The following is a 14,039-nucleotide window of genomic DNA, read 5'->3' as shown; positions in this document are numbered from 1 at the left end:
AACTATGTCCTCACAACGTCCATGAAAGTTGCCGACGGCACAACTGTGTCTCCGGGATTTGCAGGTGATGAGATTGGCGGAGGATGTATCGACAAGATTTCAGAGGCATTCCTTGATGCGGAATACAACACGTTGCCTATTTCAGGCGGAACGGCCGCCGGTGCAAACTATCACATCCTGAAGAATGACTATACGGATGCCGAGACCGGTATAGCATTCAAGGCCGGAACATATGCGTGCCTGAACTCGAATACGGAGCTGAAGTTCAAGGATACATTCAATCCGCAGGGTGTGTCGAATATAAAGAAAGTTATCTTCTATCTGGCTTCGCAAGGACAGTTGCAGGCATATGCACGTCAGTACACCGGAACATCGGTGGACAACGACTACTGCCATTTTGAGGGTGATCCTACTAACCGCAAGCTTAATCCGTATTATGCACCCGGTTTTGAGACAACGACATGGACAGAGATGTCATTCAACAAGCCACTGAAACTGGTGCTCGACCTGACAAACAACCAGAATGGAACGACAGAAGAACTCACGGCAGGAACAATAAAGATGACCATGGGAGGCGATACCGAACTCGTAAACATGCTTTATCAGTTCTACGAGAAGGCAACGGGTCCCGATGGCACTTCAATCATACAGGGCGAGAAACTGATTCCATGGACTGCAGACAGCAAGTTCGTGATATCGTTCAAGAAGAAAGCGTATGTAATGGGCGTTGCGCTCATTTGCGGTGACGCGGATGCAAAGACGGCATATCTGGACATAACGGCTGAAAATCCGCAGTGGACAGAGAACGCTCCTACAGCTATCGAGAATGTAACTGTAAACGGTGTTGAGAATGTCAATGACAACAAGATATATTCTATCGACGGTCGCTATGTAGGCACAGAAAAGGAAAGTCTTGCAAACGGTCTTTACATCCAGAACGGCAAGAAGTTTATCAAGAACAAATAATGTAATAATCTTATAAATAAAAAGGTTGCGGACATGTTGTGTGTCCGCAACCTTTTATTTAACCCAAGTCGGTCATCGGAATTATGAAGGCAAACATGTATTTTACCGCATTATCACACTCCTTTTATTGCATTTTACTGCATTTCAAACTGTAAAAAACTGCATTTTACTGCATTTCAGCTATCTCTCTTCAGAAAGAATATTCCTATATTTGACTTCGTCTTATTCGATCTTTGCATTAAGAATAATCATGCAGACACGATAAAACCCTACCTATGGAACGTGGGAAAGTCAAGCCTGTGGACTTTCCTATTGTGGATGACCAACCTCGTGTCCTAAAAAGCAATTGCAAGAATAAACAGGAAAAGCGAGGAGTATAGGTGTCTCCAAAGTTGCGAAGTCTTTAGCTTTCATATTGATTTTTATTATACATTATGAATATTGCAAATATAAGGTTTTTGTTTATTATAACTAACAAAAAACATTAATCACATTCTTACATTAGTTATAATTAACAAAAGTATAATGTATTCTATAATAAACAGGGATGGATATCAGCATCAGACAGCACAAACTGCATAAGCTATGCAAGGCATAAACATCTGTTTATCTACTATTTACAGCAACGTTGTTTCGTTCCGGCAGACGGTATATCATGTAAAATTGCTATAGGCGGACAGATTCCTGCCACAGGAGAAGATGTCGGATAAAATGAATTTGATTTCGTCTGCATATCATCCTTCAATCTATTTATAACATACTTGAGTAGCACACCGATACAGTCTATTTTTCCAAACCGAGTACAATTACAGACAAAGAATGTGGAAAAAAGTTGTATATTTGCATCGTTATTAGTGGAAAAAAGTTGTATATTTGCATCATTATTAGTGGAAAAAAGTTGCAGATTTATGCTGAAACGTAAGATCTATAATGAGTTGGACAACTGGAAGAACTATAAAAACAATAAGGCTCTTCTTATAAGAGGCGCACGGCAGGTGGGCAAGACTACAGCCGTAAGGATTTTCGGCAAGAAAAATTACAGACAGTTTATAGAAATAAACTTTGAAAAGGATCATACAGCAAGACAGGCTTTTGCCGGTAATAAGAATGCCGAGACCATAATTCTCAACTTGTCTGCAATGGGATATGGACCGTTTGTCAAGGGAGAGACACTAATATTTTTTGACGAGATCCAAAGTTGTCCTGATGCCCGTACTGCAATAAAGTTTCTTGTGGAAGACGGGAAATATGACTATATAGAGTCCGGCTCACTTCTTGGCATAAACTATCGCGATGTTTCGTCGTATCCTGTAGGATTTGAACATCAAGTGGACATGTTCCCACTTGACTTTGAAGAATTTTTATGGGCATGCGGCATATCGGAGGAAGTCATAGGCGTCCTAAGAAAAAGTTATATAACCAAGACAGCCGTAACTGATTTCTTGCATGAAAGAATAATGGAAAGATTTCGTCAGTACATGGTCGTAGGCGGGATGCCGGAAGTTGTGGCTACGTTTTTGGATGATAAGGATCTGTCAAGGACTATACAGATACAAAAAGACATTATCAACAGTTATCGTGACGATATTTCAAAATATGCAGGAAAGGACAAGCAGACGGCTAAGCTTGTATTTGATGCAATACCTTTACAGTTGTGCAAGGAGGATAAAAAATTTGTATTGTCGGATATAGAGAAAGGTGCATCGCAACGTAAATACGGAGATGCAACACAATGGCTTGCAGATGCAGGTGTTGCGTATTTTTCGTATAATACAAAAACATTTGAACTGCCGTTCGCATTTCATGAAAAACGTAATCTTTACAAACTTTTCATGCTTGATACCGGATTGCTGTGTAATATGAGCATACCAAAGATGCAATTTAAAGTTTTAAACGGTGAGATAAATGTCAATGAAGGTGCTCTTACCGAGAATTATGTTGCGGGGGAGTTGAAGAAAAAGGGATTTGCCTTGAATTATTATGACCGTAAAAGCAAACATGAACTGGACTTCATTTTTCATGAAAACAATGGGATATCGATTATTGAAGTAAAATCCGGAAATGATTATATGAAACATGCATCCCTGAATGCTGCAATAAGATTGTTTCAAGATAAAATAGAGCGTTCTATTGTATTGAACAAGTTTAATGTACAGGAGAAAGATGGGATAATATATTATCCTTTATACATGACCATGTTTTTACAGTCTATTTGACGAACAATTATATATAGAGCTATACTCTATTATTCACGTTAATTCCCGTACTCGCAAACCCTTTTTTGTAAATTACCTTATTTCCAAGAAAGCATTATCTACATCATCTCGCGCTTGAACCAGATTTCAAAGAGAGGGTCTGATATAATTCTCAACAAAAAGAGGAATGACTTGTGCCAAAGTAGCTTCGAGACCATTATTAAAGGATGTATCGTCGACTACATCTCCAGACATGGTCAGTATGTTCCATGCAAGCTGCTGAACATACGCAGAATAGTTTTTCACAGTTGTACATATTCTTTCAGACAACTCACTCGATATTTGTTTGCCGGAACTTTCAAATATTTCAATAATAAAAGGTCATAATATATCAAAACACAAAATATTGTCACTAATTGGTGTACAACATTGGTACACGTATAATATTTTGATTATCAGAATAGATATATGACTTTGCCTAATGTACACCGATTGGTGTCATCTTTTTGTAATACAACTATAATAATATATTTTCATGTTACTATTCACGTAATGCCAACCTCCCTATTACTGTAATAAATAAGTGACATGATAGTCCTTAAGGGGCACGATAAGTTACACTTCGCTTAGGATGAATTTTACGGAAAATGAATATTAATTATAAACTATAATAATCTAATGCGTTACGAGAAATTAAAATTCTTTTTTAGTTCGGCTTGTCTGTTTATCTGTGTTACAACAGCCAATGCTCAAAGTTTCGATTATCCGGATGTCACACAAAATATATCGGCTTTTCCCACTGCTGAAGGTTTCGGCAAATTTGCGACCGGAGGTCGTGGAGGTAAGGTTGTAACTGTAACAACTCTGGAGGATGATGCGCTCAATCCGCCGGAAGGTTCATTCCGTTGGGCACTGAAACAATATCCGGATGACCCGATTACTATTGTTTTTAATGTTTCAGGGTGGATAATCTTGAAAGATGCAATAAAAATCAAACGCAGCACCGGCGTGACAATCGCCGGACAGACAGCGCCAGGAGAAGGTATCACCATTTATCCTCGTACATTCTCCATAAATGGAAGCCGGAATTTTGTCGTACGTAATATAAGGTTCAGAACCGGTTCCAAAGGATGGGACGGTTCAGATCTTGTTGAAAACGCATCTATAGTGGACCAGGCTCTTTGTGCAGAGAATGCGGAACAGGTGATTTTCGACCATTGTACGTTCGGTTGGAGTGCAGAGGAAATAGTGAACAACCAGACCACTCATTTCCAGACATATCAATATTGTCTGTTGCACGAAGGGCTTTATGATGCCGGTCACCATAAGGGCGGGGCAAGAAGTTTTGCATGTCAGTGGGGAGGTTCCCAAAGTACGTTCCATCACAACATGCTTGCACACAACCAGAGCTGCAGCCCGCGCATTCAAGGTGCACGCGATACCGATTTTATTGTGTACAATGAATTTCTAAACAACGTGATATACAACTGGGGACGCCAGGGCGGCATATATGGTGGAGAAAATAATCAAAGCGGACGTTACAAGACGCATCAGGTGAATTACTGTAACAACTATTATCAGCCGGGACCGGCATCCAAACAGTCTATGAAGCCCGAGTCATATCGGTTTATGTGTCCGTCTGTAGGTACGCAAATTTCCGAATGGCATTTCAGCGGTAACTTCATGAATGGTAACGAGAGCATGACCAAGGATAATTCTAAAGGAATAAAGAATGACAATCCTTCTATCGTAGTGCTTAAGAGTGATTGGATAACACCTACCAAATTCTATCCTCAATATTCGTTCGACATAGAGGCGTATACATATAAAAACAAGATGGAAGATGCGGAAACAGCATACGAGAATGTATTAAATAAGGTAGGATGTCTGAACCGCGACGGAATAGAGAAGCGCATTATAAACGAATGCAGGACTGCTACGGCTATATACGGCGGTTCGAGAGGAGCCGGACTTGGCATTATCGATGATCCTCTTGACGCGGAAATGGTTAAGAATGCAAACGGTTCTTACAGTTATCCGGCTGAGAAACGCGACAGTAGACCCGAAGGATGGGACACTGACGGCGACGGAATGCCGGACGAATGGGAAAAGGCAAACGGTTTCAACCCTGACGACCCGGCTGACGGCAACTATATAAATGCCGAAGGCTATACGGCACTTGAAAAGTATTTGTGCAGTCTTATGGGAGAAGAAATAACAGGCACATTTGCCACGCCTACATCAATACGTGTTGAAAACGCCGTGAAGTTTGAGGTTAAATACCATGACAATACATTAGAAATAAACAGTGACGAAGACATATGCAGCGCACATGTCTTTGACACAATGGGACGTTGCCGTATAACAACATCGCTAAATAAAGGCAAAAACACAATCAGTGCCGGTTCCCTTCCTGAGGGAGTATATGTTGTGTGGGTAACTAATGCCAAAGGTTTCCGTAATGCTGTAAAGTTCAGAAAATAACATGTTTGGGGTTCCTAAATAAAAATAGAGAAACAAATAAACAACATTAATTTAATATTAGTAAAAGATGAAGAACGCAAAATTCATTGCATTAGCACTCCTTTTCCATGGAGCAGCAGGATGGCTGAGTCCGGTATATGCACGTCCGGGAGAAGCTGTAGCGCACCAGAGTGTTAATCAGACCGTAAAGGCAACGGGAACTGTTGTCGACGAAACCGGCGAACCGATGATCGGTGTGACTGTTGTCGTTAAAGGAACACAAACAGCTGCTGTTACCGATCTTGACGGAAAATTCAGTCTGTCTTTACCTACAGGCAAGAACATGCTGGAGTTCTCTTACATAGGATATGAGAACATAACTGTAAAGGCAGGTAATGGTATGAAAGTTGTCATGAAACCGGAAAGCAATGCTGTTGACGAGGTTGTGGTTATCGGATACGGTACTCAGAAGAAACGCGATTTGACCGGTGCCATAAGCTCGGTAAAGGCTGATGATATCAAGCAGGCTCCTGTAATGAATGCCATGGAAGGCTTGCAGGGTAAAATCTCCGGTCTTGACATTACAAGAACGTCGGGACAGGCAGGTTCTTCTCCTGAGATACTTTTGCGTGGTAACCGTTCGTTAAATGCAAGCAGTGCGCCGCTGTTCGTGATAGACGGTGTTGCCGGAGGTGACATAGATGACATTAACCCCAACGATATAGAGTCTATCGACGTGCTGAAAGATGCTTCATCAACAGCCATATACGGTTCTGCCGGAGCCAACGGTGTCATTATCGTAACGACAAAGCAGGGAAAGACCGGCAAGTTGCAGGTGGATTTCAACGGTTATCTCGGTATCAATGCCTTTCCGCAATATCCGGAGACATACTCAGGCGAGGCATGGATAAATTATCTGCGAGAAGGATTTGTTGCACGTGAAGGTCGCGAGCCGGATGATCTCAGCGAGCTGTTCAATGCGGCAGGATTGTCTGAAGGTGCCGTACAGGCTTATAATGACAATAAATGGATAAACTGGCGCGACGAGATACTGAACACCGGTATGCAGCAGAACTATTCAATATCATTGCGTGGCGGTTCGGAGAACGTGAAGGGATATATGTCTATGGGATACCAGCAGGAAAAAGGTCTTTATAAGAATGACCAGATGAATCAGATCACATTCCGTGCAGGTACAACATTCAAGATGAACGACATAGTAAGCGTCGGTTTCCAGTCGACACTGACCTATCGCGACCAGGACAAGCGCAACTCACGTCTTTCCAAGTCACTCAACTACCTGCCCTTAGGTGATGTCTATAACGAGGACGGCTCGCTGAAACAGCGTCCGATAGACGACATGGACTCTTACATTAATATCATGGCGGACGACCAGCCCAACGCCTACAAGAACAACGTTAAGCGAACAAGCATCAACATTGCTCCGTTCATTGAGATAAAACCTTTTAAGGGACTTACGTTTAAATCATTGCTCAATGCCAATCTCACACATGGAAGAACCGGATTGTGGGACGGTCTTGACACTTTCATGAAACTGTCGGGATCTTCCGACAACAAGCGCATTGCTTCGTATAACCAATCCAACTACTGGAATTATACATGGCAGAATATTCTCACATACGGTCTCGACCTTGGCAACCATAGTCTTACGCTTACGGGTATTACCGAGTATCAGCGTTCAAAGACCGAGGGACTGTTGGGTTCAAATGAGCAGTTCGAGTTCGACGGTTTCCTGTGGTACAACCTCAAGGGTGGTCTTATACCTCAAGTTGAATCAAGTTATAAGGAAACAGCCAAGATGTCATACGCTCTCCGCGGAGCATGGAACTATATGGGAAAATATCTTTTCTCCGCTTCAATACGCTGGGACGGTGCATCGCAGCTTTACGACAAATGGTGTGCGTTCCCCGCATTCTCGGCAGGATGGCGAATTTCTGAAGAAAAGTTCATGCAGGGTACACGCTCATGGCTTGACAATCTGAAACTGCGTGTGGGCTATGGTGTGACCGGTAACGCCAATATATCTCCGTATGTAACATCTACCGCCGTAACAACATCCGACGGTGCGATAAACCTTGGAACAGGGCGTTTGCAAACATATATTCTTGCACAGAATGTGGCGAACAACAGTCTTACATGGGAGAAATCATACAACTGGAACTACGGTCTTGACATAACGGTGCTCAACAACCGTATAGACGCAAGCATCGAATATTACTCTACCGATACGAAAGGTGTGCTCTACAACCGTCCGTTGCCTACAGCCCTCGGACTTTACAATGCGAAGAACACATACTACAAGATGTCCAACATAGCACGTATAAAGAACAAAGGTGTTGAAATTACCATAAACACAAGGAACATCGATACAAAGAATTTCAAGTGGAACTCGACGTTTACATACGCAAAGAATAAGGAACAGTTAAAGGAAATCAATCTCGGCAACGATGTATCGGCAGAAAGTCTCATTGCATTGAACCTTTTCATGGGACAGCCCGTAAACACTATATATGGATATAAGAAACTCGGTATATGGCAGCTCGGTCAGGAAGACCAGGCGGCATGTTTCGGAAGTGTTCCCGGTGACGTGCATCTTGCCACTCCCGGTCTTACATGGGATCCGGAGTACACGTATACACGCGAGGAAACCGAGAAGAACGAGGCCGGAGAGACCGTACCGGTGACAAAGACCTACAACGGTGCTTATTATAAAGAAGGTGAGAACGGCGAACGCGAGTACTTCACACGCGACCATACATACGCCATTTCTGCCAACGACAAGATGATATTGGGTCACAAGACACCGGACTGGACACTTGGTTTCTCAAACCAGTTCATATATAAGAACTTCGATCTGAGCATCATGTGCTCTATGCGTTGGGGATAGATGATAAGCGGTGAACTGTTGTCTTACATAGATAACAAGAACCAGCCTACATGCTACAACTACTGGACAGTAGACAATCCTACCAATGATTATCCGCGTCATCAGTTCGGTGCATCAGTAACTGATGCCCAAAAGGAATCTTTGAGATATGTTGACGGCTCGTTCTTCAAGATAAAGAACATTACATTGGGATATACACTGCCCAACAGCGTGCTTCAAAAGATGAAGATGTCGAAATTGCGTGTATACGCTACGATACAGAACCCGTTCATCTGGAGCAAGAGCGACGTGCTCGACAAGATGGATCCGGAGAACAACGCATCCGACAAATTCCCGCTCTACAAGACAATCGTGTTCGGTATAAATGCTTCATTCTAAGTTTATAAAGATAAACATCACTTAAAATAATACGATAATGAAAAAGATAATATATGCAGGTGCGGCAATGATACTCACGCTCGGGGCTTGTTCTCTCGACGAGACCAATTATGCTGCCTTGGACACAGAGAAAGTATATAGCACACAAGCGGGAATGAATGCCATTGTAAACTCCTGCTATGAGAACGTATACTATATGTATGGAAAGGTTGACGGTATAGACCTGATGGAAATGGGTACAGACCTTTGGAAGAACGGAGGGCGCAACTCGGGACACGGCGACCTCACCAACTACAACGAGAACCTGACTCCGTCATCGGGTGTGATAAAGACCGTATGGAACAGTCTCTATGCCATTGTCGGCTATTGCAACACAGCCATTGCATATAAGGACAAAGGCGTTGACTTCGACTCGGAGAGCATAAAGCCGAAAGTGGCGGAGGCATACTTCCTGCGTGGCTTTGCCAACTACCACATAGTGGAACAATGGGGTGGCGTGGTGCTGCAGAAAGAATCGCTCGCCTCATCCGGCGTGTCATCGGAAAAGGGTATACGCTCGACAGAGGATGAGTTTTACAACCAGATTATAAGCGACCTTAAATTTGCAGCCGAGAACCTGCCCATAAAACAGGGCGAACGCGGAAGAGCAAGCCGCAAGGCTGCTCTCGGAATGCTGGCAAAGGCTTATTTGCAGTGTACACGTCTATACGCCGACGGCAGTGCCGAGCGCAAGGACTATGCGGACTCAGCTTTTCAATGTGCTACAGAACTGATTGACAATGCGTCTCAATATGACTGTGGTCTGTATGCAAGTACTGCCACGAAGAGCGGTGACGCACAGATGTGGGATGACGACAACAACAAGAACAATAAAGAAGTTCTCTTCACAGAAGCCATAGACCATGAAACGGGAAATAATCCTGAATGGTGGAACCGCGGACGTACATGCCAGTACTACATGATGAACATCGGCTCTCAGGCGCAGAATTTCGGTGTAAGCGGAAGCGGATTGCGCTACGGTCGTGCCAACGCCACCGTATGGGGACCGACGCTTTATTTGCTGAAAGACTGTTTCGAGCCTAAGATGCAGAAGAGTGACGCGACGAACGAAGAACTTAAGGGCTTTGCAAAGAGCAAGGATGTTACCCCCGACACGCGTTTTGCACAGGCTTTCTACTACAAGTATTATGCAGCAGGACAGACAACTTTGGGCAAGGAATTGCTAACCAGATACAAAAAAGCCGTAAACGAAGAATCCGGACAGTTTGACGAGAACGAATATAAAAAGTATTTCGGTACTCTTGCAAAGCGCCGTATAGCCAAGGCTGCACTCCCCGGTGTGGACTACAACATAAAGTACCCGGGTAAGCACTATTATGCCGGCGGACAGGCTTCAACCGAGAACCTTGAAGACGAAAGCGTATCAGACGGTCTTGCTGTATATACTCCCAACTGGGAATTAGACACGCTTGAGACAACCAAAAGCAAGCGCCTTGCCGTTGGTATAGACAATCAGTACGAGATGCGCACCGGCGAAAGCGAGCCTTATGGCGGACGTGCAGCTTACAGTTATTTCCGCTCTCTGCAACCGTCATGGAAGAAGTGGCGTGCCTTCAAGTACACATATACCAATCAGTATTGTATGATGGATATTCCTATTATCCGTCTTACCGACATCTACCTGATTGCTGCCGAAGCATCTATCGTGGCTGGATATCCTCAGGAAGGTATTAAATATCTGAATGCCGTTCGCCGTCACGCAGCAGTATCGGGTGACGCGGCACAAATGGATGCCACGACAAACGACATGACAATAGACTATATATTAAAGGAACGCGCGCGCGAGCTGTGTGGCGAGCAGTGGCGTTGGTACGACCTTAAACGCACCGGCAAGCTGACGGCAGAGTATCTCTCTACACCGGGTATGAACCCGTATATAACAACGTTCGACAACAGTCGCCATATCGTGCGTCCTGTTCCGCAGCAGTTCCTTGACCAGATTGCCAATCCGGACGAGTTCGGCACGAACGGATATTAAGAATGTTTTTGCGATAATTGGATAAAGCTTTTGAGAAATGATTTTTAGGCTTATTCCGTCGGATAAAAGACGGTAAACAAGAGAAAGGGAGAGTATTGTCACCTGTATCGACATTTCCTGTAAATGTCCTTACAGGCGGCACATCTCTCGGTTCTTAAATCCGGTTGTCTCAAGATGATATAAGTAACATATAGATGAAACGCATAAAGCGACATATAACATTTTATTCACAATTAAAACTTTAAACAAATGAAAAAGATTTTTACCCTTATTGCGACAGCATTGATGACAGTCGGTGCTAATGCGCAAGACGCGAAATTCCAGATTTACACTGAAGTAGAGCCGAACACATACGCTGTGACGACCAATCTTGATGCTGTCAAGGCTGAATTTGGCGAAGAGAAAGTTACCGAGGCATGGGGCATGGGCGTGTGGCTGCCTGTTGACTATGTACTGATAGACAACGCAAACCTTAAGGCAACTACGGCTGTAGACCTTACTCCGATATACTTCTCAGGCAACAAGTTCACCGACATGCAGAAAGAGTTCCCTGCATATACAGGTTACATGAACCTTGGTTCTTCTCTCGGTCAGAACAACTGGAAAGGCACTGAGGTTATCGAAGACCTGACAGCTCTGAAGGCAGCATATCACGGTGCGGTGTCTGTATTCCCGAAGGTAGACGGTACACTGAGCTTCGGTGTCTATGCCGGTGACAACTCACGTTCTATAGGTATCTTCAACATGGCAACGGAAGATGAAATGAATGAAGAGATATTCATGGGTGCGTGGGCAAACTATTACAACTTCCGTCACGACGGTGTAGAGGCGGCTCCGGACGGAACCATTCCTGCAAAAGGTTCGGCTGCTTATGTATCTGCCGAGGTTAAGGCAGGTCGCCAGTACATACTCGTGGGCGGTGCGAACAAGAACCTTACAATGCACCAGATCAAGTTTGTTCCGGCACAGGGTACAGGCATCAACAATGCCGGCGTTTCTTCAGAGAAGACCATCGAGGCTGTCTATACACTCGGCGGTATACGCACAAACGGTATTGGCAAGGGCGTGAACATCGTTAAGTACAGCGATGGCACAACGGTCAAGATCGTGAAATAAGTATATATAGAAAACAGTCTGTACGCAGTCTGACTGCATACAGGCTGTTTTTTTGAGAACAAAAAGTGTAATATCTACACACGCCCCTTTTATACATTCTGAAAGCATACCCATGAAAATTCATTTAACCTACATTACCAAATATTTATCCGCAGCACTGCTTTTCGTTACGGTTCCGTCATCCGGACAGAACGCCTTTATGAAGGTTGTGGCGCAGGACGGCACAGGTGATTACCGCAGCATCAACGAAGCTGTAGGCTCATGCACGCAAGACGGCACACGTAACTTTATATTCATAAAGAACGGCACCTACGAAGAGCAAGTGAAGATTCCCAAAGGAATAACCTTATCCATTATAGGAGAAAACCGCGACAAGACAGTCATAACCCATTCCGTTTCCCATGCTTCAGGTTTGGACAAAGAGGAAACCTCCACCATATATGTGGAGGCGTTCGACCTTTACGGCGAGAATTTCACCACACAACACACGGCAGGACGCAACGGCGGACAGGCGGAGTGTATCACCAACAGCGGAGACCGCATGACTTTCCGCAACGTGGCGATGAAAGCCAATCAGGACGGGGTGCGTTTTGACCATGCGAGCCGGTCGTATATGAAAGACTGTTACATCGAAGGCACGGTGGACTATATATACGACAGCGGCATAGCTTTTCTCGACAACTGCGAAATAAAGCAGCTCTATCCCGGATACATCGTCGCGCCGGGCAACAGTTACGTACTTATAAGCCGTACCGAGTCGAAAGAGCTTTGCGGACAGAGCAAGTTGTGGAACATCGGAATTACCATACGCGACTCGCGACTGACGTGCGACGAGGCAAACGTCAAGTCCGGCGCATCATATCTCGGTCGTCCGTGGGGCAAGACGAGCAGCGCCGCAATGTTCATACGTTGCAAGATGGACAGCCATATAAACGCCGCGGGATTTACCAACATGTCGGAAGGGACGAAGACATATATCGGAGAATACCAAAGTATGGACCTCGGCGGCAATCCGATAGATGTATCAAAAAGAATCTCGTGGGAGTTCACCGAAGACCCGGCACACAACTCGCAGTATATAGACGAGCGGGTGATAAACAACATATATGACATGGAGCGCGTGTACACCCTTGCCGGAAAGAGCGGGGCAAGAGCAGGAGGCGAGTTCAACCCTATACCGCTTGTGACCCCCGTACCCGCTCCCGCCGTTGCGTGCAGTGGCGGAAAGTTTACATGGCAGGCGGCAGACGGCGCGGCAGGATATCTGATATACAAAAACGGACGTTACCTGTGCAATACCGCCGCAACGGAGTTTGAGGACACCGACTATGACAGCAGTGCCCGATATACGCTGAGGACGGTGAGCGCCACGGGATGCCTTGGCGATGAGGCGGACATGACAGCAACGGGTATAGACGCGGCGGTATCGGAGGAGCTTGAGATAAAGACCAGTGCAGACGGGATATATTGGAACACGCGGGCAAAGGCAATGCTGTATTCGGCAAGCGGTTTGCAGGTGGCTTCGACGGAAGGCACATGGATGTCGTGGGGTAATCTCCCACGCGGATGCTACATACTGAAGGTGGTTACCGGCGGAAAAGACTGCACTGTCAGGAAAATAATGAAAAGGATGTAATCCTCCGGACTTGCATCCGATATGTAAGGACATTGCATGGAATCCTTAAACAGGTGTTACAGATTTCTGTACTATATGCCACAGATTTCTCTACTATATGCCACAGATTTCTCTACTATATGCTACAGATTTCTCTACTATATGCCACAGATTTCTCTACTATATGCTACAGATTTCTCTACTATATGCCACAGATTTCTCTACTATATGCTACAGATTTCTCTACTATATGCTACAGATTTCTCTACTATATGCTACAGATTTCTCTACTATATGCTACAGATTTCTCTACTATATGCTACAGATTTCTCTACTATATGCTACAGATTTCTCTACTAT

General features: G+C 44.5%; 8 protein-coding genes. All 8 read left to right on the top strand.

Annotation, left to right across the window (positions count from 1 at the left end; translation table 11 throughout):
* On the top strand, positions 1 to 966 hold a 966-nt coding region (locus HPS54_RS12005; RefSeq protein ID WP_216653081.1), incomplete at its 5' end, for a hypothetical protein.
* A 908-nt stretch (positions 967 to 1,874) separates the two neighbouring features.
* Positions 1,875 to 3,182 (top strand): ATP-binding protein, encoded by a 1,308-nt coding sequence (locus tag HPS54_RS12000; protein WP_172345684.1) that lies wholly within the window; start codon positions 1,875 to 1,877, stop codon positions 3,180 to 3,182.
* 657 nt (positions 3,183 to 3,839) lie between these two features.
* Complete coding sequence (locus HPS54_RS11995; RefSeq protein WP_172345683.1) at positions 3,840 to 5,645, top strand: pectate lyase; 1,806 nt, start codon at positions 3,840 to 3,842, stop codon at positions 5,643 to 5,645.
* Between the two features lie 67 nt (positions 5,646 to 5,712).
* Positions 5,713 to 8,532, top strand: a complete 2,820-nt coding sequence (locus tag HPS54_RS11990; protein WP_172345682.1) for a SusC/RagA family TonB-linked outer membrane protein — start codon at positions 5,713 to 5,715, stop codon at positions 8,530 to 8,532.
* Complete coding sequence (locus HPS54_RS11985) at positions 8,533 to 8,910, top strand: hypothetical protein (RefSeq protein WP_172345681.1); 378 nt, start codon at positions 8,533 to 8,535, stop codon at positions 8,908 to 8,910.
* 37 nt (positions 8,911 to 8,947) lie between these two features.
* Positions 8,948 to 10,948, top strand: a complete 2,001-nt coding sequence (locus HPS54_RS11980; RefSeq protein ID WP_172345680.1) for a RagB/SusD family nutrient uptake outer membrane protein — start codon at positions 8,948 to 8,950, stop codon at positions 10,946 to 10,948.
* A gap of 249 nt (positions 10,949 to 11,197) precedes the next feature.
* Positions 11,198 to 12,064, top strand: a complete 867-nt coding sequence (locus HPS54_RS11975; RefSeq protein ID WP_172345679.1) for a hypothetical protein — start codon at positions 11,198 to 11,200, stop codon at positions 12,062 to 12,064.
* A 112-nt stretch (positions 12,065 to 12,176) separates the two neighbouring features.
* The gene (locus HPS54_RS11970; RefSeq protein ID WP_172345678.1) at positions 12,177 to 13,700 is read left to right on the top strand and encodes a pectinesterase family protein; all 1,524 of its coding nucleotides are present in this window, start codon (positions 12,177 to 12,179) and stop codon (positions 13,698 to 13,700) included.
* Positions 13,701 to 14,039: the final 339 nt, after the last annotated feature.

The sequence above is a fragment of the Xylanibacter caecicola genome, from assembly GCF_013166515.1.
Classification (GTDB): Bacteria; Bacteroidota; Bacteroidia; order Bacteroidales; family Bacteroidaceae; genus Prevotella; species Prevotella caecicola.
The sequence above is the reverse complement of the archived record's forward strand: the minus strand, read 5'-3'. Positions and strand labels throughout refer to the sequence as shown.